At 71.3% G+C, this 24,481-nt stretch carries 22 protein-coding genes; 14 read left to right on the top strand and 8 right to left on the bottom strand.

All coding sequences use genetic code 11. From position 1 onward, the window contains the following. Positions 1-9: 9 nt before the first annotated feature. Complete coding sequence (locus QP939_RS40815; protein WP_285451938.1) at positions 10-522, bottom strand: 2'-5' RNA ligase family protein; 513 nt, start codon at positions 520-522, stop codon at positions 10-12. 16 nt (positions 523-538) lie between these two features. After that, entirely contained in the window at positions 539-961 is a 423-nt protein-coding gene (locus QP939_RS40810; RefSeq protein WP_285451937.1) for a hypothetical protein, read from the bottom strand. 155 nt (positions 962-1,116) lie between these two features. Between QP939_RS40810 and dinB the strand changes: the two genes are divergently transcribed. Next, the gene (gene dinB / locus QP939_RS40805; protein ID WP_285451936.1) at positions 1,117-2,307 is read left to right on the top strand and encodes a DNA polymerase IV; all 1,191 of its coding nucleotides are present in this window, start codon (positions 1,117-1,119) and stop codon (positions 2,305-2,307) included. A gap of 32 nt (positions 2,308-2,339) precedes the next feature. Here the strand turns inward: dinB and QP939_RS40800 are convergent, their stop codons facing one another. After that, positions 2,340-3,239 carry a class I SAM-dependent methyltransferase gene (locus QP939_RS40800; RefSeq protein WP_285451935.1) on the bottom strand — a complete coding sequence of 300 codons (900 nt, stop codon included), beginning with the start codon at positions 3,237-3,239 and terminating at the stop codon, positions 2,340-2,342. 220 nt (positions 3,240-3,459) lie between these two features. On the opposite strand from QP939_RS40800, the gene QP939_RS40795 reads away from it, so the two are divergent. From QP939_RS40795 to fdhD, 5 genes are all read left to right on the top strand, one after another. Continuing rightward, positions 3,460-3,870 carry a histone-like nucleoid-structuring protein Lsr2 gene (locus tag QP939_RS40795; RefSeq protein ID WP_285451934.1) on the top strand — a complete coding sequence of 137 codons (411 nt, stop codon included), beginning with the start codon at positions 3,460-3,462 and terminating at the stop codon, positions 3,868-3,870. A 55-nt stretch (positions 3,871-3,925) separates the two neighbouring features. Beyond that, positions 3,926-4,723 carry a thymidylate synthase gene (locus tag QP939_RS40790; RefSeq protein ID WP_285451933.1) on the top strand — a complete coding sequence of 266 codons (798 nt, stop codon included), beginning with the start codon at positions 3,926-3,928 and terminating at the stop codon, positions 4,721-4,723. Beyond that, positions 4,720-5,178, top strand: coding sequence for a dihydrofolate reductase (locus QP939_RS40785; protein WP_285451932.1), 459 nt, complete (start codon positions 4,720-4,722; stop codon positions 5,176-5,178). The genes QP939_RS40790 and QP939_RS40785 overlap by 4 nt, the downstream gene beginning before the upstream one ends. A 348-nt stretch (positions 5,179-5,526) precedes the next feature. Next, positions 5,527-6,837, top strand: coding sequence for an OFA family MFS transporter (locus tag QP939_RS40780; RefSeq protein WP_285451930.1), 1,311 nt, complete (start codon positions 5,527-5,529; stop codon positions 6,835-6,837). A 1-nt stretch (position 6,838) separates the two neighbouring features. Continuing rightward, positions 6,839-7,672: a formate dehydrogenase accessory sulfurtransferase FdhD gene (gene fdhD / locus QP939_RS40775; RefSeq protein ID WP_285451928.1), complete on the top strand. Its 834-nt coding sequence runs from the start codon at positions 6,839-6,841 to the stop codon at positions 7,670-7,672. Here the strand turns inward: fdhD and QP939_RS40770 are convergent. The 4 genes from QP939_RS40770 to sucC are packed head-to-tail and all read right to left on the bottom strand — an operon-like array spanning position 7,660 to position 11,008. Then, the gene (locus QP939_RS40770; protein ID WP_285459957.1) at positions 7,660-8,499 is read right to left on the bottom strand and encodes a LysR family transcriptional regulator; all 840 of its coding nucleotides are present in this window, start codon (positions 8,497-8,499) and stop codon (positions 7,660-7,662) included. The two genes, fdhD and QP939_RS40770, sit on opposite strands and share 13 nt — an antisense overlap. Continuing rightward, complete coding sequence (locus QP939_RS40765) at positions 8,499-8,978, bottom strand: beta-class carbonic anhydrase (protein ID WP_285451926.1); 480 nt, start codon at positions 8,976-8,978, stop codon at positions 8,499-8,501. The genes QP939_RS40770 and QP939_RS40765 overlap by 1 nt, the downstream gene beginning before the upstream one ends. Then, positions 8,978-9,859 carry a succinate--CoA ligase subunit alpha gene (gene sucD / locus QP939_RS40760; protein WP_285451925.1) on the bottom strand — a complete coding sequence of 294 codons (882 nt, stop codon included), beginning with the start codon at positions 9,857-9,859 and terminating at the stop codon, positions 8,978-8,980. The genes QP939_RS40765 and sucD overlap by 1 nt, the downstream gene beginning before the upstream one ends. Before the next feature lie 3 nt (positions 9,860-9,862). Continuing rightward, the gene (gene sucC, locus QP939_RS40755; RefSeq protein WP_285451924.1) at positions 9,863-11,008 is read right to left on the bottom strand and encodes an ADP-forming succinate--CoA ligase subunit beta; all 1,146 of its coding nucleotides are present in this window, start codon (positions 11,006-11,008) and stop codon (positions 9,863-9,865) included. Positions 11,009-11,293: 285 nt separating this feature from the next. On the opposite strand from sucC, the gene QP939_RS40750 reads away from it, so the two are divergent. From QP939_RS40750 to QP939_RS40735, 4 genes are all read left to right on the top strand, one after another. Next, positions 11,294-13,030: a thiamine pyrophosphate-binding protein gene (locus QP939_RS40750; RefSeq protein ID WP_285451923.1), complete on the top strand. Its 1,737-nt coding sequence runs from the start codon at positions 11,294-11,296 to the stop codon at positions 13,028-13,030. A 14-nt stretch (positions 13,031-13,044) separates the two neighbouring features. Then, a complete protein-coding gene (gene frc, locus QP939_RS40745) occupies positions 13,045-14,274 on the top strand; it encodes a formyl-CoA transferase (RefSeq protein ID WP_285451922.1) in 1,230 nt (409 codons plus the stop codon). Continuing rightward, complete coding sequence (locus tag QP939_RS40740) at positions 14,275-16,401, top strand: acetate--CoA ligase family protein (RefSeq protein WP_285451921.1); 2,127 nt, start codon at positions 14,275-14,277, stop codon at positions 16,399-16,401. It abuts the gene before it with no gap. A 104-nt stretch (positions 16,402-16,505) separates the two neighbouring features. Further along, a complete protein-coding gene (locus tag QP939_RS40735; RefSeq protein WP_285451919.1) occupies positions 16,506-17,885 on the top strand; it encodes an OFA family MFS transporter in 1,380 nt (459 codons plus the stop codon). Between the two features lie 51 nt (positions 17,886-17,936). Here the strand turns inward: QP939_RS40735 and QP939_RS40730 are convergent, their stop codons facing one another. Then, complete coding sequence (locus QP939_RS40730; RefSeq protein WP_285451918.1) at positions 17,937-18,674, bottom strand: GntR family transcriptional regulator; 738 nt, start codon at positions 18,672-18,674, stop codon at positions 17,937-17,939. A 181-nt stretch (positions 18,675-18,855) separates the two neighbouring features. Here QP939_RS40730 and QP939_RS40725 point away from each other — a divergent pair, with 181 nt between their 5' ends. Genes QP939_RS40725 through QP939_RS40710 form a run of 4 tightly spaced genes read left to right on the top strand, consistent with a single transcriptional unit; the run spans position 18,856 to position 24,388 of the window. Then, on the top strand, positions 18,856-19,851 hold the full coding sequence (locus QP939_RS40725; RefSeq protein WP_285451916.1) for a 2-dehydropantoate 2-reductase: 996 nt from the start codon (positions 18,856-18,858) through the stop codon (positions 19,849-19,851). Positions 19,852-19,864: 13 nt separating this feature from the next. Continuing rightward, positions 19,865-21,787: a molybdopterin oxidoreductase family protein gene (locus QP939_RS40720; protein WP_285451914.1), complete on the top strand. Its 1,923-nt coding sequence runs from the start codon at positions 19,865-19,867 to the stop codon at positions 21,785-21,787. Position 21,788: 1 nt separating this feature from the next. Further along, complete coding sequence (locus tag QP939_RS40715; protein ID WP_285451913.1) at positions 21,789-23,534, top strand: NAD(P)H-dependent oxidoreductase subunit E; 1,746 nt, start codon at positions 21,789-21,791, stop codon at positions 23,532-23,534. Next, positions 23,531-24,388, top strand: coding sequence for a 2Fe-2S iron-sulfur cluster-binding protein (locus QP939_RS40710; RefSeq protein WP_285451912.1), 858 nt, complete (start codon positions 23,531-23,533; stop codon positions 24,386-24,388). Before QP939_RS40715 ends, QP939_RS40710 begins: the two co-directional genes overlap by 4 nt. Positions 24,389-24,481 lie beyond the last annotated feature (93 nt).

The raw sequence follows: 24,481 nt of genomic DNA, 5'->3' as shown, positions 1-24,481 counted from the left end.
CCGCCGCGGTCACCCGCCGAACGGTGCCGTGAGCCGCGGCTCCCAGCCCCGCTCGCCGAGGGCCACCAGCTGGAGTGCCTCGGCGCGATCGGTGCGCGGCAGCAGGGGCCGCACCTGGTCGGCCACCCGCGAAAGCGTCTCGTCTTCGCCGCCCATCGCGACGGTCACGTGCGCCGCCGGGCGCGGACCGAACCGGCCGCCGTACGGGGGCACCTCGGGCCAGCGTGCGCAGACCGCGTCGGCGATCGGCTGAAGTTCCGGCGTCGGAATCGCCGCGAACCCGGGCGCGGTCACGAGCTCGGCGAGACTCACCTCGGCCGGAGCGAACCCCGCCGCCACGGACCTGACTGCCGCGAACACCTCGGACGTGAGCGAGGAAGAAGGCAAGAACGGATAAAGCGCGGTCACGTGCGCGGGCAGACCGGGCCGGACGAGGGCGGGATCGACCCGCCGAGCGGCGTCGAGCACGGGCTCGGCGGCGGGCAACAGGATCACCAGCGCGGTGGTTCCGGGTTCAGGCACCCCCGCATGATCGCAGTCAGGCCGCGGCGGCACTCTCCGGGAACCGCCCGGACCGCGCCAACGCGAGGCTGCGCCGGCACAGCTCGACGAGCTCCCGGTTCGCCCGGCTGCGCGGCGCGCGCCCGCAGAGCCCGCACCGGATGGCGACCTCGCCGGTCAGCTCGTCGACGGCGACGAGCGCCTGGTGGTCGCACTTGCGGCACCACCGGTAGCCGATGGCCGGGTTCGAGTGCACCGGGGACGACACGCACTCGTGCAGCCAGCGCCGGTGCGTGCGGCACGTGACGCGGTCGGTCGGGTCGAGCCTGCCGCCGTCCTCGGCGTGGTCTTCGCGGACCAGCGTCGAAGCCAGCAGGGGCTGCCGCGCCGCGGCGGGCTTGTCCTGCGGGTTCGGGCTGGCCCACGCGTGGTGGTCGCCGCATCGGCACTTCTCGGTCATGTCGCCCCCAGTGGTCGGGCTGGTCGATGCCCCGAGTGTGGGCGCGCCTCCGGACGGTGGACAACCGGGAAAACGCTCAGTTTCGCCCGGCGGCACGACGGCCGCGGCGGGCGGATGAGCGGACTTCGGCGCCCGTGTATGCGAACATATGTTCTATGACGGACGAGGGGCCCATCCTGCACGCCGACCTCGATTCCTTCTACGCCTCGGTCGAGCAGCGCGACGATCCGGCGCTGAAGGGCAGGCCGGTCATCGTCGGCGGCGGGGTCGTCCTGGCCGCGAGTTACGAGGCCAAGGCCTACGGCGTGCGCACGGCGATGGGTGGTGCCCAGGCCCGCAGGCTGTGCCCGCACGCGGTGGTCGTGCCGCCGCGGATGTCGGCCTACCTGGCGGCCAGCCGCGCGGTCTTCGAGGTCTTCCACGACACGACGCCGTGGGTGGAAGGCCTCTCGATCGACGAGGCGTTCCTCGACGTCGGGGGGCTGACCAGGATCGCCGGGCGGCCGAGCGACATCGCCGAACGGCTGCGCGTGGCCGTCGCCGAGCGAGCCGGGTTGCCCATCACCGTTGGGGTGGCCAGGACGAAGTTCCTGGCCAAGGTCGCCAGCCGCGTCGCCAAGCCGGACGGCCTGCTCGTCGTCCCCCACGACGCCGAACTGGAGTTCCTGCACCCGCTGCCGGTGTCGGCGCTCTGGGGCGTCGGCAAGGTCACCACCGAGAAGCTCCGCGCGCGCGGGATCACGACCGTCGGTCAGCTCGCGACGTCCGAACAGGTGGACTTGACCGGGCTGCTCGGCCGGGGCGCCGGGCGGCAGCTGCACGACCTGGCGCACAACCGGGATCCGCGCCGCGTCGAGCTGGGCCGCCGGCGCCGGTCGATCGGCGCCCAGCGGTCCCTCGGGCGCGGCCGGCGGAGCCCCGCCGAGCTCGACGTCGTCCTGGTGGCGCTGATCGACCGGATCGCCCGGCGGCTGCGCGCGGCCCACCGCGTCTGCCGGACCGTGACGATCCGGCTGCGCTTCGCCGACTTCGAACGTGCGACCCGCTCGCACACGCTGACCGAGCCGACCGCGGGCACCGGTGTGCTGCTCGCCGCGGCGCGGGAGCTGCTCGGGGCCGCGCTGCCGCTGATCGCCGACCGCGGGATCACGCTGCTGGGTGCCACGCTGTCCAACCTGGCCGACGAAGACCCGTTCCAGCTGGCGTTGCCGTTCGAGCGGCAGCGGGCGACGCAGCTCGACACCGCGCTGGACGCGGTGCGGGACCGGTTCGGGAAGGCGGCGCTCACCCGGGCGATCCTGCTCGGCCGCCCGGACGACATCGAGATGCCGATGCTGCCCGACTGACCCGCGAACGCCGCGTCGCGTCGGAAAAGTGTTCAGCTTCGGCCGCCCGGGTTTCCCGGCCCGCCGGGAATGCGCGCGTGGGCCAGCGCGGAAAGGGCCGCGGGGCGCAGTGCGTCGGTTCGGTTCCACAGCCCGGGGGCGACGCTGTCGCGCTGCCCGGCCTGTTCGACGGGTTCGAAACCGGCCTGGCGCAGCAGGTCCGCCACGGCGGCGGGGGAGAGGAAGGTGCGCCACGGCTCGCCCTGTTCCGCGGCCACCGGCGCCACGGCTTCGGCGTAACCGTTTCCGGCTTCGTCGCGCAGTTCCGGCGGCAGCAGGTGATCGGTGACGATTTCCGATCCCGGTGCGAAACCGCCGAGATCCGTCAATGTGGCGAGAATCGCCGCCCGCGTCAGGTACACGGTGACACCGAGCCAGCTGACGAACACGGGACGGAACGGGTCCAGTCCACTCTGGACGAGCCGTTCCCGGAGCGCGCCCGCCTCGAAGTCCACCGGGACGAAGGTCACCGAAGGCGGTTCGGCGATCCCGGCGGCCGCGAGCAGTTCCCGTTTGACCGCCTGGGTCGCCGCGTGGTCGACTTCGAACACCCGGAATCGTGCGCCGACGTCCCGGTAGGCGGACGAATCAAGGCCGGCGCCGAGAATCACATACTGGTCTATACCGGAATTGGCGCGGGCGAGCCGTTCTTCGGTGAACGCGCTGCGGCACACGGCCTGGGCGCGGGCGCCGGCCAGGACCGGGTGCGTTCCGTGGAGCCGGTGGTACGCCAGCAGTTCGTCGGCGCGGTCACCGAGCAGGCGCGCGGCGAGGGGATCGGCGAAGATGACGGGTTCGGCGTCGACGAGCAAATGCGCGGCCCGCGCGGCTGCCGCGGTGAAGGCCGTGCGGCTGGCGCGGGGAGCAATACCGGGAAAGTCGGCGGTGGTCATGTGATCCACGGTACAGATTCGATTTCAATCATATCACAAAAACAAATATTCGACAAGACGACGCGCATTCCGGCTCGGTTGCGGTCACCCTGGGACGCGGGCGACCCGTTCGCCCGGGCGGCCATTGTGGACGCTTCACGGGTGTCGCGCGTGCCGGACGTGATTCGACAGGTTAGGGTCTGTCCGACCGTGTTCTGGAGAAGATGAGGAACGACGAACCATGGCGCAACGGGTGCACGTCGAGATGGTGGACGATCTCGACGGGAGCGAGGCTTCGCAGACCGTCCCCTTCAGCCTCGACGGGGTGACGTACGAGATCGACCTGTCCGAGGAGAACGCGGCGGCGCTGCGCGACGAGCTCGCCCGCTACGTCGCGGCCGCGCGCCGGATCGGCGGCCGCAAGGTCCGCCTCGCGACTGGCCAGTCGCTGTCCGGCTCGTCGAGCTCGGGCACCGACCGCGAGCGCAACCGGCAGATCCGGGAGTGGGCGCAGGCCAACGGCTACGAGGTCGCCGAGCGCGGCCGCCTCTCCAGCGAGATCATCGCCGGCTTCGAGGCCGACCAGGCGTCGGCCGCCGAGCCGGCCGACGCCAAGCCGGCGCGCAAGCGCGCCACCCGCAAGAAGGCCTGACCCGGGTTCGTCGGCCCGCGAGCTCGCCGGGAACCCCTCGTCTAGGCTCGCGGGCATGCCGGACACCCAGTACGAAGACCTGCTCCGCCACGTGCTCGACACCGGTGCCCGCAAAGAGGACCGCACCGGGACGGGCACGCGGTCGATCTTCGGGCACCAGCTGCGCTACCGGCTCGCCGAGGGTTTTCCCTTGATCACCACGAAGAAGGTCCACTTCCGGTCGATCGCCTTCGAGCTGCTGTGGTTCCTGCGCGGCGACGGCAACGTCAAGTGGCTGCAGGAGAACGGCGTCACGATCTGGGACGAGTGGGCGGCGCCGGACGGCGACCTCGGCCCGATCTACGGCGTCCAGTGGCGGTCGTGGCCGACCCCGGACGGCGGGCACGTCGACCAGATCGCCGAAGTGCTGCGCACGCTGCGCGAAAACCCCGACTCCCGGCGGATCATCGTGTCCGCGTGGAACGTCGCCGACATCCCGCGGATGGCCCTGCCGCCGTGCCACGCGTTCTTCCAGTTCTACGTCGCCGACGGCGAGCTGTCCTGCCAGCTGTACCAGCGCAGCGCGGACCTCTTCCTCGGCGTGCCGTTCAACATCGCCAGCTACGCCCTGCTGACGCACATGATCGCCGAGCAGGTCGGCCTCCGCGTCGGCGACTTCGTCTGGACCGGTGGCGACTGCCACGTCTACGACAACCACGTCGAGCAGGTCCGCACGCAGCTCGCCCGCGACGCGCGGGAGTTCCCGCGGCTGCATCTGAAGCCCGCGGACAGCCTGTTCGACTACACCTACGAGCACATCGCGCTCGAGGGCTACGACCCGCACCCGGGCATCAAGGCGCCGGTGGCGGTGTGATCGGTCTCGTCTGGGCGCAGTCGGCGAACGGTGTCATCGGCCGTGACGGCGCGCTGCCGTGGCACCTGCCCGAGGACATGAAGCACTTCCGCACCCTGACCGCGGGTGCGACCGTCCTCATGGGCCGCCGCACCTGGGAGTCGCTGCCGCCGCGGTTCCGGCCGCTGCCGGGGCGGCGCAACGTCGTGCTGTCGAGCACGCCGCAGGACGGCGTCGAGACGTTCGCCGATCTGGCGCCGGCGCTCGCCGCGATGTCCGACGACGTCTGGGTGATCGGCGGCGCGGCCGTGTACCGGGCGGCCCTGCCGTTCGCGGACCGGATCGTGGTCACCGAAATCCGGGAAGAGTTCGAAGGGGACACCCGCGCGCCGGACGTCGGGCGCCCGCCGGACTCCGCGGGGGAGTGGCAGGAGTCGTCGACCGGGTTGCACTACCGGTTCCTGACCTGGCGGTGACCCGGATGGTCCCGGTCGCGCGCTGAGCCGTTCGGCGGCCGGTTTCGCCAAGGCCAGGCCGAAACCTCGGCCGCCGCGGCACGTCCCGCACGCGAAAAGCTTGTCGGCCGTCGCTCCGATGGCCAGACTGTCAGTGCTCCGCGCGGCCGGTACCGCGCCGGAGCACCGGCCCGGTGGCCGCCTCCTCCCTCGATGGCCACCGGGCCGCCCCGGCCCGTCCGTCGACGGGTACTTCCCCCTCCTCGAGAAAGCGTGTTCACGCGGGTGGACATCCGGCCTCGACAGGCGCACACTCAGACTACTCCATACTGCATACAATCTTCAGTCTGGTCTGAGGAGGCGGTCACCATGGCCGAGGTCCGCGAGCTCCGGGACGTCTACGGGCGGCGCTACCGCGTCGGGGAGTCCGACCGGGAGCTGCTCGGCAGGCCGCGGACGTGGGTCACCTGGCTGGCCGCGGCCGCGATGCTCGCCGCCGGGGTGCAGCAGTACGGCTTCGGCGCGATCGTCCCGGCGCTGAGCCGGGCGCACGGGTGGACGTTCGGCGGGATCGCGCTGTCGCTCGCGGTGTGGGCGATCTGCCAGGCCGGGGCGGCTTTCCCGGTGGCGTGGCTGCGCGAACGCGGAGTGCTGCCCGCGCCCGCGGCGATGGTGGCGGGCGCCGTGCTGTGCGCCGCCGGACTGGTGACGCTCGGCCACGCGAGCAGCCTGACCACGGTGTTCTTCGGGTACGCCGTGCTCGGCGGGCTCGGCACCGGCCTGGTCTACGCGACGTGCGTCGGCGCCGTGCTCGCGTGGTTCCCCGAGCGGACCGGTCCCCGTGCCGGGCTGGTGAGCGGCGCGTTCGCCTACGGCAGCGTGCCGTTCGTCGTGCTCGCCGCCGCCCTGCCGACCGCGCGGCCGGCGCTGCTCGACGTCACCGCCGGCGTCGTCCTCGCCGTGATCGCCGGGTGCGGGGTGCTGCTGCGGTACCCGCCGCGGCACTGGTGGCCGGCGACGCCGGAGCCGCGCACGTGGGCGCTGGACAAGGCGCACAACCGGCGTCCGGCGGTCCGGCACTACCGGCCGGCGGAGCTGTTCCGCTGCCGGACGACGCTGGCGTTGTACCTGGTCGTCGTGCTCGCGGCCGCCGTCCTGCTGTTCGACCTCGCCTACCTGGCGACGTTCGTCGCCGAGCGCAGCGGGCCCGGGCTCGCCGCCGCCGCGCTGGCCCTGCTGGCCGCGGCCACGGGCAGCGGTCGGGTGCTCATCGGCCGCCTCGCCGACCGGCTGGGCCGGCACCGGATCCTGCGGTTCGCGCTGCTCGCGGGCGGGGTCGCCCAGTTCGTGCTGTTCTACTCCGGGGAACACCGGCACGCCGTCGGCCTGCTGCTGGGCGTCGCGCTCGCCGGACTCGGCAACGGCTGCTGCTACACGCTGCTGGTCGGCCTGGTGCGCGAGTACTTCGGCGAGGAGTCGGCGGCGCAAAACTTCGGGATCCTGTATTCGGCGAAGGCCGTGGGGGCGGCGGTCGGGATCGGGCTCGCCGCGCTCGTCGTCACGTCGCACGGCTTCGTCGGCGCGTTCGCCGCGGCCGGCGTGCTGAGCCTGGCGGGTGCGGTGCTGTCCGGGCGGCTGTCCCAGCCGGGCCGGCCCAAGTCGCTGCTGCCGGTGGCCTGACGTGGGGCGGATGACGAGCAGGCGCCGGGTGCTGCGTGTCCACGACGGCACGCACACCGCGCGGCCGGACACGCTGACGGTCGAGGAACCCCTGGAGATCCGGGTCGCCGGGAAGGCGCTGTCGATCACGATGCGCACGCCGGGCGACGACTTCGACCTGGCGGCCGGCTTCCTGGTCGGCGAGGGCGTGGTCCGCGCGGCGGCCGACATCCACTCGATCCGCTACTGCGCCGGCGCGACGGCCGACGGCGGTAATACGTACAACGTCCTGGACGTGGTGCTGGCACCCGGCGTCGCGCCGCCGGACGCGTCGGTGGAGCGCAATTTCTACACGACGTCCTCGTGCGGGTTGTGCGGCAAGGCGAGCCTCGACGCGGTCCGGACGACGGTGACGTGGCCGATCGGCGACGACCCGTTCGGCACGGACGTCGGGACGCTGTCGCGCTTGCCGGACGAACTCCGCGCGGCCCAACGGGTTTTCGACCGCACGGGCGGGCTGCACGCGGCGGGGTTGTTCGACGCGGACGGGAAGCTGCTGTGCCTGCGTGAGGACGTCGGGCGGCACAACGCGGTGGACAAGGTGGTCGGCTGGGCGACCCGCGACGGCAGGCTTCCGTTGGCCGGGACGGCTCTGATGGTCAGCGGCCGGGCGTCGTTCGAGCTGGTCCAGAAGGCGGCGATGGCCGGGATCCCGTTGCTGGCGGCGGTTTCCGCGCCGTCGTCGCTGGCGGTGGACCTGGCGGCGGAGCTGGGCTTGACGCTGGTGGGGTTCCTGCGCGGGAGTTCGATGAACGTCTACACGCGACCGGACCGGCTGGGCCTTCAGCCGAGCTGAGCCAGCACGGCGGCGAGGCCGGGGGAGAGGCACGCCGGATGCACGACGGCCAGCTGCCACGGCGGGGGCTGCGCGAACCGCCGGACGGTGAGATCCGGGAAGCGCGCGGCGACCGAGGCGGGCAGGAGACAGGCGGCGAGACCGGCCCGCACGAGCCCGGCGGCGACGGCGAGATCATCGACTTCGAGCGTGACCCGCCGGCGGGGATGCGCGTGGTCGACGGCTTCCCGGATCGCCCAGCCCGGCGGGAAGTCGACGAGGGACAGCTCGGAGAGGTCGGCGGGGGCGGACCGGGAACCGCCGGGCGCGGTGGCGAGCACCAGCTCATCGGCGGGTAGCGGGGTGGTGACGAGGTCGAGAGCGGGTCCATCAACCGCAACCGGCGCCACACACCCGTCCGCCACCGTCAACGCCACGTCCACAGTGGACCCCGTCACGGCATCCCGCACCGACCCGGCACCCACCTGCCGCACCTCCACCACCAACCCCGGATGCGTCTGCCGCAACGTGGCCAGCACCCGGTGCAAGTCCGCGAACAACCCCGGCCGCACCCCCACTCGCACCAGCCCGCCCACCGGGGAAACCGCCGCCCGGGCGCGCTCGGCCGCTTCGAGGGCCGCCCGCGCGGCGGGCACGAAGGCCTCGCCGGCGGGCGTCAACACCACCCGGTGCGTCGTGCGGTGGAACAACGGTGTCCCCAAATCGCGCTCCAGCGCGCGGACCACCGTGGACACCGTCGACTGCACCGTGCGCAGCCGGTGCGCGGCGGCCGTGAAGCCGCCCTCCTCGGCCACCGCCACCACCACCGCCAGCTGCCGGAGGTCCATCAGCACCGGACCTCGTCGAGCGCGCCGGTCCGCTCGTCCAGCACGAACCCGCGCACCTCGCCCGTGTGCGGCAGGAACGGGCTCGCCCGCAGCCGCGCGACGCACTGCCGGACGTCCTGGGCCGGGTCCGTGAACGTCTCTGCCGCCCAGCCCGGGCGGATGCCCGTCCGTTCCTCCAGCCGCCGCGCGAACTCCGTGTCCGTGAACGTCCGCATCCCGCAGTCCTGGTGGTGGATCAGCACGATCTCGCGCGTGCCCAGCAGGTACTGGCTCACCGTCAGCGACCGGATCGCGTCGTCGGTGACCGCGCCGCCCGCGTTGCGGATCACGTGCGCGTCGCCCTCGCGCAGCCCGAGCAGCCGGTACACGCTGATGCGCGCGTCCATGCACGCCAGCACCGCCACCTCTAGCCGCGGCCGTCTCGGCGCGTCCGCGAGCGGCACCCGCGGGCGCGACACCAGCGCGTCCGACGCGGGCATCAGCCCAGTACCTCGCGCGCCAGCGCCGCCGTCTCGCTCGGCGTCCGCCCCACCCGGATCCCCGCCGCCTCCAACGCTTCCTTCTTCGCCGCCGCCGTGCCCGCCGAGCCGGAGACGATCGCGCCCGCGTGGCCCATCGTCTTGCCCTCCGGGGCGGTGAACCCGGCGACGTACCCGACGACCGGCTTCGAGACGTTCGCCTTCACGAACTCCGCGGCCCGCTCCTCCGCGTCGCCGCCGATCTCGCCGATCAGCACGATCAGGTCCGTGTCGGGGTCCTTTTCGAACGCCTCCGCCGCGTCGATGTGCGTCGTCCCGATGATCGGGTCGCCGCCGATGCCGACGCACGTGGAGAACCCGATGTCGCGCAGTTCGTGCATGAGCTGGTAGGTCAGCGTGCCCGACTTCGACACGAGCCCGATCCGCCCGGGCCCGGTGATGTCGGCCGGGATGATGCCGGCGTTCGACTTGCCGGGGGAGATGATGCCCGGGCAGTTCGGGCCGATGATCCGGGTCCGCCCGCCCGCGGCGACGGCGTGCGCCCACAGCCGCGCGGTGTCGTGCACCGGGACGCCCTCGGTGATCACCACCGCGAGCCCGATCCCGGCGTCCACGGCTTCGACCACCGCGTCTTCGACGAACGGCGGCGGCACGAACAGCACGCAGACGTCGGCGCCGGTCGACTCCATCGACTCCGCGACAGTGCCGAACACCGGCAGTTTCGCTCCGCCGATCTCCACGTTCTGCCCGGCCTTGCGCGGGTTCACCCCGCCGACGACGTTCGTCCCGGCGGCCAGCATCCGCCGCGTGTGCTTGGTGCCCTCGGAACCCGTGATGCCGGAGACGACGATCCGGCTGTTCTCGTCCAGGAAGATGGCCACGACTCAGACCTCCGCGATCGCGAGCTTGGCCGCCTCGCGGGCGGCGTCGTCCATGGTGGCCACCACGGTGACCAGCGGGTGGGCGGCTTCGCCGAGGATCCGCCTGCCTTCGGCGACGTTGTTTCCGTCGAGCCGCACGACCAGCGGTTTCGTCGCCCGCTCGCCCAGGATCTCCAGCGACCGCACGATCCCGGTCGCGACGGCGTCGCACGCGGTGATCCCGCCGAACACGTTGACGAAGACGCTGCGCACCTGCGGGTCGCCCAGGATCACCGTCAGCCCGTCGACCATCACCTGCGCCGACGCGCCGCCGCCGATGTCGAGGAAGTTGGCGGGTCCGCGTGCCCCGGCTTCGGCCGCCGCGGCCGCGACGACGTCCAAAGTGGACATCACGAGGCCGGCGCCGTTGCCGATCACGCCGATGTCGCCGTCGAGCTTGACGTAGTTCAGGCCCTTCGCGCGCGCCTCGCGCTCGAGCGGGTCGCCGTCGGACGTGTCGTCGTAGGACGCCGACCGGCGGAAGGAAGCGTTGTCGTCCAAGGTGATCTTGCCGTCGAGCGCGACGATCCCGGTGGCCGTGCTCGCCAGCGGGTTCACCTCGACGAGCGTGCAGTCCTCGGCGACGAACACCTCCCACAGCTTCTCGACGACGCCGGCGACTTCGGCGCGGACGTCGGCGGGGAACCCGGCGGCGACGGCGGCGGCGTCGACCCCGGCGAGCGGGTCGACCGGCACGCGCACGAGCGCCTCCGGATTGTTCGCCGCGACCTCCTCGATCTCCATCCCGCCCTGCACCGACGCCATCGCGAGGAACGTGCGCGCGGCGCGGTCGAGGAGGAAGGAGACGTAGTACTCCTCGGTGATCTCGCTCGCCTCGGTGACCAGCACGCGGTGCACGGTGTGGCCCTTGATGTCCATGCCGAGGATGTCGTCGGCGGCCTGTTCGGCGTCGTCGGCGGTCCGCACGACGCGGACGCCGCCCGCCTTGCCGCGGCCGCCGGTCTTCACCTGGGCCTTGACGACCACCGGTCCGCCGAGCGCGGCCGCGGCGGACCGGGCGGTGGCGGGGTCGGCGGCGACCCGGCCGCGGGGGACGGGTACGCCGTGTTTCTCGAAGAGATCACGGGCTTCGTGCTCGAAGAGGTCCATGCGGGGGCGTCCTTTCCACGGCGGGGCAGGGCAAGGAGGTCCGCCGTGTCCGGGCACGCGGTGGTGGTCCGCGGGGGCGGGGTCGAGGCCCGGGAAAAACCCTGCGGATGGCCCTGGACACGGGCTGCTTGAAGAGTGACTATATGCCTACCCCATACGGTATGCAATCTACAGTCTGCCGCGAAGAGGCCGCTGACCTCGGAGGACGCGGGCGGCGGCACGAGCGGACCGGGATACGGAGCGCCGGACAAGAGAGATCCGGCGGCGGACCAGAGGAGTTGAGCAATGGCGCTGACAACGACCGGCACCACCGCGGGGGAGAGTGCCGCGGCGACGAACGGCGCCGAGCCCGCGCCGGCCGAGATCTCCGGCGGCCACCTGGTGGCGAAGGCTTTGAAGGCCGAAGGGGTCGACACGATCTTCACCCTGTGCGGCGGCCACATCATCGACATCTACGACGGCTGCGTCGACGAAGGCATCGAGGTCATCGACGTCCGGCACGAGCAGGTCGCGGCGCACGCGGCCGACGGCTACGCGCGGATCACCGGCAAGCCCGGCTGCGCCGTGGTCACCGCCGGGCCGGGCACCACCGACGCCGTCACCGGGGTCGCGAACGCCCTGCGCGCGGAGAGCCCGATGCTGCTGATCGGCGGCCAGGGCGCGCTGACCCAGCACAAGATGGGGTCCCTGCAGGACCTCCCGCACGTGGACATGATGACGCCGATCACCAAGTTCGCCGCCACCGTGCCGCACACCGCCCGCGTCGCCGACCTGGTCAGCATGGCGTTCCGCGAGGCCTACGCGGGTGCGCCGGGTCCGTCGTTCCTGGAGATCCCGCGCGACGTCCTCGACGCGCGCGTACCCCTGGAGCAGGCACGCATCCCCGAAGCGGGCCGCTACCGCGCGTCGACGAAGAACGCGGGCGACCCCGCCGACATCGAGAAACTGGCCGACCTGCTCGTGCACGCGAAGAAGCCGGCCATCCTGCTCGGCAGCCAGGTCTGGACCACGCGGGCGACCGGCCCGGCGACGGAGCTGGTGCGCACGCTCAACATCCCGGCCTACATGAACGGCGCGGGCCGCGGCACGCTGCCGCCGGGCGACCCGCACCACTTCCAGCTTTCGCGCCGCTACGCCTTCGACAACGCCGACGTCATCGTCATCGTCGGCACGCCGTTCGACTTCCGGATGGGCTACGGCAAGCGGCTGTCGAAGGACGCCACCGTCGTCCAGATCGACCTCGACTACCGCACGGTCGGCAAGAACCGCGACGTCGACCTGGGCATCGTCGGCGACGCCGGCCAGGTGCTCGCCGCGGTCGCCGAGGCGGCGTCGGGCCGCACCGACAACGGCGCCGTGGCCCGCAAGACGTGGCTCGAGGAGTTGCAGGCCGTGGAGGAGAAGGCGAAGCAGAAGCGCCTGCCGCTGCAGCACTCCGACGCGAGCCCGATCCACCCGTACCGGCTGGTGCACGAGATCAACGACTTCCTCACCGAGGACTCGATCTACATCGGCGACGGCGGCGACATCGTCACCTTCTCCGGCCAGGTCGTCCAGCCGAAGTCGCCCGGCCACTGGATGGACCCGGGGCCACTCGGGACGCTCGGCGTCGGCATCCCGTTCGTGATGGCCGCGAAGCACGCCCGCCCGGACAAGGAGGTCGTCGCGCTCTTCGGTGACGGCGCCTTCAGCCTCACCGGCTGGGACTTCGAGACGCTGGTGCGGTTCAACCTGCCGTTCGTCGGGATCGTCGGCAACAACTCGTCGATGAACCAGATCCGCTACGGCCAGGCCGCGAAGTACGGGCTGCCGCGCGAGCGCGTCGGCAACACCCTCGGGGACGTCCGCTACGACGAGTTCGCGCGGATGCTCGGCGGCTACGGCGAAGAGGTCCGCGACCCGGCCGACATCGGCCCGGCGCTGCTGCGGGCCCGCGAGTCCGGCCTGCCGTCGCTGATCAACGTCTGGGTCGATCCCGACGTGTACGCCCCCGGAACCATGAACCAGACCATGTACAAGTGAGCGGAGGACAAGCCATGGGTAAGGCACTGGAAGGCGTCCGCGTCCTCGACATGACGCACGTGCAGTCCGGTCCGTCGTCCACGCAGCTGCTCGCCTGGCTCGGCGCGGACGTGATCAAGCTCGAAACCCCCGGCCGCGGGGACATCACCCGCGGGCAGCTGCGCGACCTGCCCGGCGTGGACAGCCTCTACTTCACGATGCTGAACTCCAACAAGCGCAGCATCACGCTCAACATGAAGAGCGACGAGGGCAAGGAAGTCTTCGAGAAGCTCGTGTCCGGTGTGGACATCCTCGTGGAGAACTTCGGCCCGGGCGTCGTCGACCGGTTCGGCTACCCGTGGGAGAAGCTGGCCGCGCTCAACCCGCGGCTGATCTACGCCTCCATCAAGGGGTTCGGGCCGGGCCGCTACGCCGACTTCAAGGCCTACGAGGTGGTCGCGCAGGCCATGGGCGGAGCGATGAGCACCACCGGGTTCGAGGACGGGCCGCCGACCGCGACCGGCGCCCAGATCGGCGACTCCGGGACCGGCATCCACCTGGTGGCCGCCATCCTCGCCGCGCTGTACCAGCGGACCTCCACCGGCCGCGGCCAGCGCGTCGCGGTCGCCATGCAGGACGCCGTGCTCAACCTGTGCCGGGTCAAGCTGCGCGACCAGCAGCGCCTGGCCCACGGCCCGCTCGGCGAGTACCCGAACGACCACTTCGGCGAAGAGGTGCCGCGCTCGGGCAACGCCTCGGGCGGCGGCCAGCCCGGCTGGGCGGTCAAGTGCGCCCCCGGCGGGCCGAACGACTACATCTACGTGATCGTCCAGCCGCCCGGCTGGGCCCCGCTCGCCCGGCTGATCGGCAAGGCGAAGCTCGCCGACGACCCGGCGTGGGCCACCCCGGAGGTTCGGCTGTCCAAACTGGACAAGATGTTCGCCCTCGTCGAGGAGTGGACCGAGAAGCACACCAAGTGGGAAGTGATGGAGAAGCTCAACGCCCACAACATCCCGTGCGGCCCGATCCTGTCCACGAAGGAGCTGATCGAGGACGAGACGCTGGCCGAGCTCGGCTCGGTCGTCGAGGTCGAGCACCCGGAGCGCGGGACCTTCAAGACCGTCGGCTGCCCGCTGAAGCTGTCCGACTCGCCGGTCGAGATCGAACGGTCGCCGCTGCTCGGCGAGCACAACGACGAAGTACTGACCGAACTGGGCTACAGCGAGGCGGAGCTCGAGAAGTTCCGCGCGGCGGGGGTGATCTGAGTGGCGGATCGTGCGGCGGTCGAGAAGATCCTCGACCAGGCGGCGGCCGAAGGGCGTTCTTCGCTGACCGCGCCCGAGGGGCGTGCGGTCTGCGAGGCCTACGGCATCCCGACCCCGGCCGAGCGGCTGGCCACCACCGCGGACGAGGCGGTGGCCTTCGCCGAAGAGATCGGGCTGCCGGTAGTGCTCAAGATCGTCTCGCCGGACATCCTGCACAAGACCGAGGCCGGTGGCGTGCTCGTCGGACTGAAGGACGCCGACGCGGTGAAGGCGGGCTTCACGACGATCGTCGACAACGCGAAGGCGTACCAGGCCGACGCACGGATCGTCGGGGTCCAGGTGCAGCAGATGCTCACCGAGGGCCAGGAGGTGATCATCGGCTCGGTCACCGACCCGACGTTCGGCAAGGTCGTCGCCTTCGGTCTCGGCGGCGTGCTGGTGGAGGTGCTCAAGGACGTCACCTTCCGGCTCGCGCCGACGACGACCGAGGAAGCGCTGTCCATGATCGACGGCATCCAGGCCGCCGAGATCCTGCGCGGCGTCCGCGGTTCGGACCCGGTCGACCGCGACGCCCTCGCCGCGGTCATCACCGGCCTCGGGCAGCTCGTGGCCGACTTCCCGCAGCTGTCCGAAGTGGACCTCAACCCGGTGCTCGCCACCGCGCGCGGCGCCACCGCGGTCGACGTCCGCATCCTGGTCGACGCGGACGCGGCGAAGGAGCCGGTCCGGTTCACCCAGGAGGAGATCCTCGCCTCGATGAACCGGATCATGAAGCCGGCGTCGATCGCGGTGATCGGCGCGTCGGCCGAGGCCGGGAAGATCGGCAACTCGGTGATGAAGAACCTGGTCAACGGCGGGTTCGCGGGCGAGATCCACCCGATCAACCCCAAGGCCGCCGAGATCCTCGACCGCAAGGCCTACGCCAGCATCGCCGACGTACCCGGCGACGTCGACGTCGCGGTCTTCGCCATCCCGGCGAAGTTCGTCCCCGCGGCGCTGGAAGAGGTCGGCAAGAAGGGCGTGGCCGGCGCGATCCTCATCCCGTCCGGCTTCGGCGAGACCGGCAACATCGAGCTGCAGAACGAGGTCGTCGCGATCGCGCGCAAGCACGGCGTGCGCATCCTCGGGCCGAACATCTACGGCTACTACTACACGCCGGAGAACCTGTCGGCGACGTTCTGCACGCCGTACGACGTCAAAGGCGGCGTCGCGCTGTCGTCCCAGAGCGGCGGGATCGGGATGGCGATCCTCGGCTTCAGCCGCTCGGCGAAGATGGGCGTGTCCTCGATCGTCGGCGTAGGCAACAAGGCCGACATCGACGAGGACGACCTGCTCACCTTCTTCGAGCAGGACGACAACACCCAGCTCGTCGCCATGCACCTCGAAGACCTCAAGGACGGCCGGTCGTTCGCGGAGACGGCGAAACGGGTCTCGAAGCACAAGCCGGTCGTGGTGCTCAAGGCCGGGCGGACATCGCAGGGCGCCAAGGCGGCCAGTTCGCACACCGGCGCGCTCGCCGGCGACGACAAGGTCTACGACGACATCCTCCGCCAGAGCGGCGTCATCCGGGCACCCGGGCTGAACGACATGCTCGAGTACGCCCGCGGCATCCCGCTGCTGCCCACGCCGAAGGGCGAGAACGTCGTCATCATCACGGGCGCGGGTGGTTCGGGCGTGCTGCTCTCGGACGCGTGCGTCGACAACGGGCTCAGCCTGATGGAGATCCTGCCGGACCTCGACACGGCGTTCCGGAAGTTCATCCCGCCCTTCGGCGCGGCCGGCAACCCGGTGGACATCACCGGCGGCGAGCCGCCGTCGACCTACCGCAACACGATCGCGCTGGGCCTCGAGGACGACCGCATCCACGCGCTGATCCTCGGCTACTGGCACACCATCGTCACCCCGCCGATGGTGTTCGCGGAACTGGTGTCCGAAGTGGTCGAGGAGTACCGGGCCAAGGGCATCCACAAGCCGGTCGTCGCGTCGCTCTCCGGCGACGTCGAGGTCGAAGAGGCGAGCGACTACCTCTACGACCACGGGGTGGTCGCCTACCCGTACACGACCGAAAAGCCGGTCGCGGTGCTGGGCGCGAAGTACCGCTGGGCGCGGGCCGCCGGCCTGCTTTGAAACGTCCTCCACAGGGGCTGGTCCATCTACGAGGAAAGGACGAAGATCCACCGCACGACGGCAAACAGAGGGACATGAGTCAACGGTGACGAAAGAGAACTCTTATGACCGCAGCCACATACCAGGAGATCACTGACCAGAACGGACGGGTGTACCGGATAGGCGAGTCGCCGCACGACATCATGGGGCGCTCACGCAGCTGGATGGTCTGGCTGCCCTGGATCGCCATGATGGCGGTCAGCGTGTTCGAGTACGGCTGGGGCGCCGTCGAAGGCACCCTGGAGGAGAAGTACGGCTGGACGCTGTCCGACGCGTTCTGGCTGGCGAGCATCTGGGCGGTCTTCCAGGCCGGGGTCGCGTTCCCGGCCGGCCGGCTCCGGGAGAAGAACATCGTGTCGGCGAAGACGGCCATGCTGACCGGCGCGGTGTGCAGCGGCATCGGCTACTTCACCATCGCGCACAGCGGGAACCTGGCGCTGGCCTTCATCGGGTACTCCGTCCTCGGCGGCACCGGCGCCGGGCTCGTGTACGCGACCTGCATCAACATGGTCGGCAAGTGGTACCCGGAGAAGCGCGGCGCGCGGACCGGGTTCGTGAACGGCGGCTTCGCGTACGGGTCGGTGCCGTTCATCTACCTCTTCAGCGCGTTCCTCGGCCACGAGAACGTCACCGGGGTGCTCGACGGGATCGGCCTCTACATGCTGATCGTCGTCGGCGTCTGCGGGTTCCTCTTCAAGGACCCGCCGAAGAGCTGGTGGCCGAAGGAGATCGACCCGCTGACGTGGGCGAGGGACAAAGCCGGGGTCAAGAAGAGCCTGGCCAAGAACCCGCCGGCCGTCCGCCAGTTCACGCCGATGGAGGCCATCCGGACCGGCATGCTCCCGCTGATGTGGGTGTGCCTGGTGATCATCGGCGGGGTGTCGCTGTTCGGGATCAACTTCCAGGTGCCCTTCGCCAAGGAGAGCCACTTCGGCGCGTTCGTCGCGGCCTCCTCGGCGGGTGTGCTGGCGATCGTGAACGGCACCGGTCGCGCGGCCGTCGGCTGGGCGTCGGACAAGATCGGCAGGCGGCAGACGCTGACCATCGTGCTGCTGATCGCCGGCGGCGCGCAGTTCGGCGTGTTGTACGCGGGGAACACGCACAACCTGTTCCTGTTCATGGTGTTCGCGTTCCTGACCGGGTTCGGCGGCGGCGCGTTCTACCCGCTGTTCGCGGCGCTGGTACCGGACTACTTCGGCGAGAACAACAACGCGTCGAACTACGGCCTGGTCTACAGCGCGAAACTGGTCGGTGGCGTCGGCGGCGGCGGGCTCGCCGCGGGGGTCATCAGCGCGTGGGGCTACACCGGCGCGTACGTGCTCGCCGGGTGCATCGCGGTGTTGTCGGCCGTGCTGACGCTGTTCCTGCGCCAGCCGGGCCGGACGCGCCACCAGCTCGCCGAAACCGAGCTGGTGGCGCGGCCGTCGGCGGCGGCGGGCGGGTAAGCCCGCCGCTCGCCGGATGGCCCGGTTTCCCGCTCCCCGGTCCTGCCGAAATCAGGATCGGGGAGCTTCCGGACGTTCGTGGTAGGCCTGGCGGGTCCGTTCGGTGTGCTTGGCCATGATCTTCTCGGCCGACTCGACGTTCTGGTTGGCGATGGCGTGGATCAGCTCGTCGTGCTCGTGCCAGGCGTCCTGCCCGCGGGGCCGGGCGATCGGCGTGTAGTACCAGCGGACCCGGCGGTCGACCAGGCCGATCAGCTCCGCGAGCACGGCGTTCCCCGAGAGCTCGGTGATGAACGCGTGGAGCGCGGCGTTGGCGGCCACCAGGCCTTCGGTGTCCTGCTCGGCGAGTGCTTCCAGGCCGGTTTTCTGCAGGTCCCAGAGCCGTTTGACGTCTTCCTCGGTGGCCCGCCCGGCGGCGAGCTTCGCGGAGTGCGTCTCCAGCACGCCGCGGACGCTCAGCAGCTGGTCGGCCTCCTCCTCGGTGGGCAGGTGGACGAACGCGCCCTGGGCGGGGCGGAGGTCCACCCAGCCTTCGCTCTGGAGGCGTTGCAGGGCTTCGCGGACGGGCTGCCGGCTGACGCCGAGGTACTCGGCCAAGTCGGCCTCGACCAGGTGCTGCCCGGGTTCGAGGGTGCGGTTGATGATCAGCTCGGCGAGGGCCTCGTAGACGACCTGCCGCAGCGGCGCGGGCCGTTCGACGCGCTTGGCGGCGGTCGAGCTGAGTGAGCCCTTGGCCGTGCGGCGGCCGGACGGGCCGCGGTCGGGAAACGGGGAAGCGGGCTGGCTCACGGGACACCTCGGGAGGGAGAGGAACGCGATGATCTCTGCTCAGGATACAGGTTTTGGTATGCAAAATCCCAGAATCTCACCCTGTCGGGAGTTTCACGTCGTTTCCCGCCGCTGAGGCCTGGTCTCCACGCCGGATCCAGGATACTGTATGCAATCACGTGCTGGACCTTGGAGGCTCATCATGAAGGTGGCTGTTCTCGGGGCCGGGGCGATCGGTGCCTACGTCGGGGCCGCGCTGCACCGCGGTGGGACGGAGCTGCACCTGATCGCCCGGCGGGCCCATCTCGCCGCGATGCGCGAGCACGGCGTCCGCGTGCTGAGCCCGCGCGGCGACTTCACCGCGCACCCGCACGTCACCGACGACCCGGCCGAAGTCGGCGAGGTCGACTTCGTGTTCCTGGGCCTGAAGGCCAACTCGTACGCGTCGTGCGGGCCCCTGCTCGCCCCGCTGCTCGGCCCGGACACCGCGATCGTGGCCGCGCAGAACGGCATCCCGTGGTGGTACTTCCACGGACTGAAGGGCCACCCGCTCGAAGGACGCCGGGTCGAGACCGTCGATCCGGGTGGCTCGGTGACCGCGGTGCTCGAGCTGAGACGGGCGATCGGCTGCGTCGTCTACTGCTCCACGGTCATCGAGGAACCCGGCGTGATCCGGCACCTCGAGGGCACGCGGTTCTCCCTCGGCGAGCCGGACGGTGAGATCTCCGCGCGCTGCAAGGTGCTCAGCGCGGCGATGATCGCCGGCGGGCTCAAGGCGCCGGTCGAGCCCGACCTGCGCACCGACATCTGGGTCAAGCTGATGGGCAACGTCGCCTTCAACCCGCTGTCGGCGCTGACCAGGGCGACCATGGCGCAGATGTGCGAGCACGAGGACACCCGCGCGCTCGTCGCCACGATGATGACCGAGACGCTGGAGATCGCCCGCGCGGCCGGCGCGGACCCGCAGATCTCGGTCGAGAAGCGCATCGACGGCGCCTGGCGCGTCGGCCACCACAAGACGTCGATGCTGCAGGACCTCGAAGCCGGCAAGCCGCTGGAGATCGACGCCATCATCGGCGCCGTCGTCGAGCTCGCGGAGCTGACCGGCGTCGCGGCGCCGGCCCTGCGCCACGTCCACGCCGCCATCGGCCTGCTCAACCACACCAGCAACACACCCGTTCCCGTCGGGTCGCACTGACCGGAGGTACCCCGTGAAGCGCAGGAAGACCGAGCCGTACGTCCGGCTCACCCAGCCACTGGTGCGCGACTCCGGCGTGCTGCGGCCGGCGACCTGGGAGGAGGCCCTCGACCGGGCCGCCGCCGGGATCCGCCGCACCCTCGACGCGCGGGGTCCGGAGGCGTTCGGGATGTTCTCGTGCGCCCGCGCGACCAACGAGATGAACTTCGTCGCGCAGAAGTTCACCCGCGCCGTGATCGGCACGAACAACGTCGACTCGTGCAACCGGACCTGCCACGCGCCGAGCGTCGCCGGGCTGGCGCGCGTGTTCGACAGCGGCGGCGGGACGTCGTCCTACCAGGAGATCGAGGACGCCGACGTCATCGTGATCTGGGGCGGCAACCCGCGCGAGGCGCACCCGATCTTCTTCCACCACGTGCTCAAGGCCGTCCACAAGGGAGCGAAGCTCTTCGTCGTGGACCCGCGGCGGACGAGCACCGCGAGCTGGGCGCACCGGCAGCTGCAGCTCGAGGTCGGCACCGACATCCCGCTGGCGCACGCGATCGCCCGGGAGATCATCCACTCGGGACTGGCGAACGAGACGTTCATCGAACGCGCCACCGAGGGGTTCGCCGAGTTCGCCGCGTCGGTCGAGCCGTGGACCCTCGAGGTCGCGGAGAAGACGACCGGCGTCCCGGCGGAGCTGATCCGCGAGCTGGCCCACACCTACGCCCGCGCCGACCGCGCGCAGCTGTCGTGGACCCTCGGCATCACGGAGCACCACAACGGCACCGACAACGTGCTGTCGCTGATCAACCTCGCGCTGCTCGCCGGGCAGGTCGGCCGCTACGGCGCCGGGCTGAACCCGCTGCGCGGGCAGAACAACGTCCAGGGCGGCGGTGACATGGGCGCCATCCCGGACCGGCTGCCGGGCTTCCAGGACGTCCTCGACGCGGACGTCCGCGCGAAGTTCGACACCGCGTGGGGCTCGTCGATCCCGCCGCACAAGGGGCTCAACCTGACCCAGATGCTCGACGCGATGGAACGCGGCGACCTGACCTGCGTGTACATCATCGGCGAGAACCCGGTGCAGTCCGAAGCCGACTGCGAGCACACGATCAAACGGCTGTCCAACGTGGACCACCTGGTCGTGCAGGACATCTTCCTCACCAAGACCGCGCAGCTGGCCGATGTCGTGCTGCCCGCGTCGGCGGCCTGGTGCGAGAGCGACGGCACGTTCACCAACTCCGAACGGCGCGTCCAGCGCGTCCGCAAGGCCCTCGAACCGCCGGAGGGCGCGCGCGACGACATCGAGCTGCTCTCGGAGCTGGCCCGCCGCCTCGGCCACGACTGGCACTACACCGGCGGCGAGGAGGTGTGGGACGAGCTGCGCTCGCTGTCGCCGATGCACGCCGGGATGTCCTACGCCCGGCTCGAGGAGCTGGGCGGCATCCAGTGGCCGTGCTACTCGGAGGACACCCTGGAGCCGACGTTCCTGCACGGGCGCCTGTGGGCCGAGGACCCGGCCGAGCGCGGCCGCCCGGCGCCGTTCACGGTGATCGAGCACAGCCCGCCGGTCGACCTGCTCACCGAGGAGTTCCCGATCCGGCTCACCACCGGACGGCGCCTGGACTCCTACAACACCGGCGTGCAGTCGGGCGGGTTCCCGTCGCCGATGCGGCAGGGCGAGACCCTCGACCTGTGCCCGGAGGACGCCCGGTCGCTGGGCGTCGAGCCGGACGAGCTGGTCCGGATCTCGTCGCGGCGCGGCGAAATCGTCGCGCCGGTGCGGCTGGACAAGGGGCTGAAGCCGGGGCTGGCGTTCATGACGTTCCACTTCCCGGACGAGATCGACGTCAACATCATCACCATCGAAGCGACCTGCCCGATCGCCGGAACCGCCGAGTACAAGGCCGCGGCCATCCGCGTCGAGAAGCTCTCGGAAGCGGGAGTCTGAAGTGGACCTCAAACTCCTCGACGCCGTCGCCTCGCGCGAAGAACGCGACGCCGTCGCCGCGTTCGCCGGGGGCGGGCGCGACCAGCTGCTGCCCGCCCTCCACGCGGTCAACGACCGGGTGGGCTGGATCAGCCAGGGCGCGCTCAACCTGATCTGCGAGACGCTGCACGTGCCACCGGCCGACGCGTACGGCGTGGCGAGCTTCTACTCGCTGTTCGCCCTGGAGGAACGCCCGGAACGGGTGGTGCACGTGTGCACCGACCTCGCCTGCCGCGTCAACGGCGCGGAGACCGTGTGCGACGTCCTCACCGAGCACGTCGGCGCCGCGGGGAAGGCGCGCGGCGGGGTCACGTGGCTGCGCAGCCCGTGCCTCGGCGTCTGCGAACGGGCCCCCGCGGCGCTGACGTTCCAGGCCGGCGACCCGGCGACGGCGGAGCTGGTGGCCCCGGCGACCGGCGCGTCGGCCGTACTGGCCGCTCAGCGCACACCGGCTGCCTCGGAAGGCGCGCCGCCGGTGATCCACCAGCGGGACGGGCTGCGGCTGCTGCGCCGCGTCGGCGTCGTCGATCCCGCCAGTTTGGACGACTACCGCGCGACCGGCGGGTACGCCGCGCTGCGCAACGCCCTGCGGATGGGGCAGGCCGCGGTGCTCCGCGAGGTCACCGACTCCGGCCTGCTCGGCCGCGGTGGGGCCGCGTTCCCCACCGGGCGCAAGTGGGCGGCCACGGCCGCGCAACCCGCCGGGCCGCACTACCTCGTGTGCAACGCCGACGAGAGCGAGCCGGGCACGTTCAAGGACCGGGTGCTGCTCGAAGGCGACCCGTTCGCGCTGGTGGAGTCCATGACGATCGCCGCGTACGCGATCGGGGCCCGGCAGGGCTACATCTACCTGCGCGGCGAGTACCCGCGGGCGCTGCGGCTGCTGCGGAACGCCCTCGACGTCTGCCGCGAGCGCGGCTTCCTCGGCGTGGACGTCATGGGCCACGAGGGGTTCTCGTTCGACATCGAGATCCGGCGCGGCGCGGGCGCGTACATCTGCGGCGAGGAGACCGCGATCTTCAACTCGATCGAGGGCTTCCGCGGCGAACCCCGCACGAAGCCGCCGTTCCCGGTCGAGCAGGGGCTCTTCGGCAAGCCGACGGCGGTGAACAACGTCGAGACGCTGGTGAACGTGCCGCTGATCCTCACCGAGGGCGCGGCCGCGTACCGGGCGATCGGCACGGAGGCCTCGGCCGGGCCGAAGCTGTTCTGCCTGTCCGGGAACGTCGAACGGCCGGGTGTCTACGAAGTGCCGTTCGGCACGACCCTGCGGGAACTCCTCTCCTTGGCCGGGGGAGTGCCCGAGGGCCGCTCGCTGCGCGCGATCCTGCTGGGCGGCGCGGCGGGCGGCTTCGTCCGGCCGGACGAGCTGGACCTGCCGCTCACCTTCGAGGACGCGCGGGCGGCGAAGACGACGCTCGGCTCGGGCGTCGTCCTGGTGCTCGACGACCTGGCCGACCTCGGCGGGTTCCTGCTGCGGATCGCGGAGTTCTTCCGCGACGAGTCGTGCGGGCAGTGCGTCCCGTGCCGGATCGGGACGGTGCGCCAGGAGGAGGCGATCCGCCGGGTGCTGGCGGCGGGCTCGGACGAGTGGCCGCTGCTGCGCGAGGTGGGCGGGGTCATGCGGGACTCGTCGATCTGCGGGCTCGGCCAGACGGCCTGGAACGCCATCGAATCCGCCATCGACCGGTTGGGAGCACTGCAGTGACGATTGTGGACATCGGGATCCCCAAGCGGCTGGTCGAGTTCACCGTGGACGGCTCGACCGTGCGCGTGCCCGAAGGATCGACGATCCTCGACGCGTGCACGGCGGCGGGCAAGGACATCCCCACGCTGTGCTACGGCGACACCCTCGAACCGGCGAACGCGTGCCGGGTCTGCATGGTCGAAGTGGAGGGCTCGCGGACGCTGGTGCCGTCGTGTTCCCGCAAGGCCGAGCCGGGGATGGTGGTGCACACCGATTCCGAGCGGACGCGCACGAGCCGCAAGGTGGTCCTGGAACTGCTGGCGTCGGCGACGGACCTGTCGACGACACCGGGCGTCGCGGAGTGGATGGAGGAGGCGGGCGCGGACCCGGACCGCTTCGGCCCGGACGCGGCGACGGTCGCACAACCGGCCATTGTGGACAACGAGCTGTACGTCCGCGACTACGAGAAGTGCATCCTGTGCTACAAGTGCGTCGACGCGTGCGGAGAGCAGTGGCAGAACTCGTTCGCGATCACCGTGGCGGGCCGCGGCTTCGACGCGCGGATCTCGACGGAGTTCTCGAACCCGTTGCCGGACAGCGCGTGCGTGTACTGCGGCAACTGCGTCGAGGTGTGCCCGACGGGAGCGCTGAGCTTCAAGCGCGAGTACGACAAGCGGTCCGATGGTTCCTGGGACGAATCCCGGCAGACGCAGACGACGACCGTGTGCACGTTCTGCGGTGTCGGGTGCAACCTCACGCTGCACGTCCAGGACAACGAGATCGTGAAGGTGACCTCGCCGCACGACAGCTCGGTGACGCACGGGAACCTCTGCATCAAGGGCCGCTTCGGCTGGCAGCACGTCCAGAACCGGTAGCGGCACCCGTTCGCCCGAAGGCGCCGTGGCTCGACGAGCCGCGGCGCCTTCGTCGTTCCGGCGCTAGTGCGGGCCGAAGTCGGGCAGGTCCTG

It is taken from the genome of Amycolatopsis nalaikhensis, assembly GCF_030264295.1.
GTDB classification, from domain to species: Bacteria; Actinomycetota; Actinomycetes; order Mycobacteriales; family Pseudonocardiaceae; genus Amycolatopsis; species Amycolatopsis nalaikhensis.
Note: the sequence above shows the minus strand (reverse complement) of the source record. Positions and strands in the feature narration are given on the sequence as shown.

Coding starts and splice junctions, on each gene's coding strand:
- QP939_RS40810 (WP_285451937.1), bottom strand. CDS start 961: ATGACCGAGAAGTGCCGATGCGGCGACCACCACGCGTGGGCCAGCCCG.
- dinB (WP_285451936.1), top strand. CDS start 1,117: ATGACGGACGAGGGGCCCATCCTGCACGCCGACCTCGATTCCTTCTAC.
- QP939_RS40800 (WP_285451935.1), bottom strand. CDS start 3,239: ATGACCACCGCCGACTTTCCCGGTATTGCTCCCCGCGCCAGCCGCACG.
- QP939_RS40795 (WP_285451934.1), top strand. CDS start 3,460: ATGGCGCAACGGGTGCACGTCGAGATGGTGGACGATCTCGACGGGAGC.
- QP939_RS40790 (WP_285451933.1), top strand. CDS start 3,926: ATGCCGGACACCCAGTACGAAGACCTGCTCCGCCACGTGCTCGACACC.
- QP939_RS40780 (WP_285451930.1), top strand. CDS start 5,527: ATGGCCGAGGTCCGCGAGCTCCGGGACGTCTACGGGCGGCGCTACCGC.
- QP939_RS40770 (WP_285459957.1), bottom strand. CDS start 8,499: ATGGACCTCCGGCAGCTGGCGGTGGTGGTGGCGGTGGCCGAGGAGGGC.
- QP939_RS40765 (WP_285451926.1), bottom strand. CDS start 8,978: ATGCCCGCGTCGGACGCGCTGGTGTCGCGCCCGCGGGTGCCGCTCGCG.
- sucC (WP_285451924.1), bottom strand. CDS start 11,008: ATGGACCTCTTCGAGCACGAAGCCCGTGATCTCTTCGAGAAACACGGC.
- QP939_RS40750 (WP_285451923.1), top strand. CDS start 11,294: ATGGCGCTGACAACGACCGGCACCACCGCGGGGGAGAGTGCCGCGGCG.
- frc (WP_285451922.1), top strand. CDS start 13,045: ATGGGTAAGGCACTGGAAGGCGTCCGCGTCCTCGACATGACGCACGTG.
- QP939_RS40735 (WP_285451919.1), top strand. CDS start 16,506: ATGACCGCAGCCACATACCAGGAGATCACTGACCAGAACGGACGGGTG.
- QP939_RS40725 (WP_285451916.1), top strand. CDS start 18,856: ATGAAGGTGGCTGTTCTCGGGGCCGGGGCGATCGGTGCCTACGTCGGG.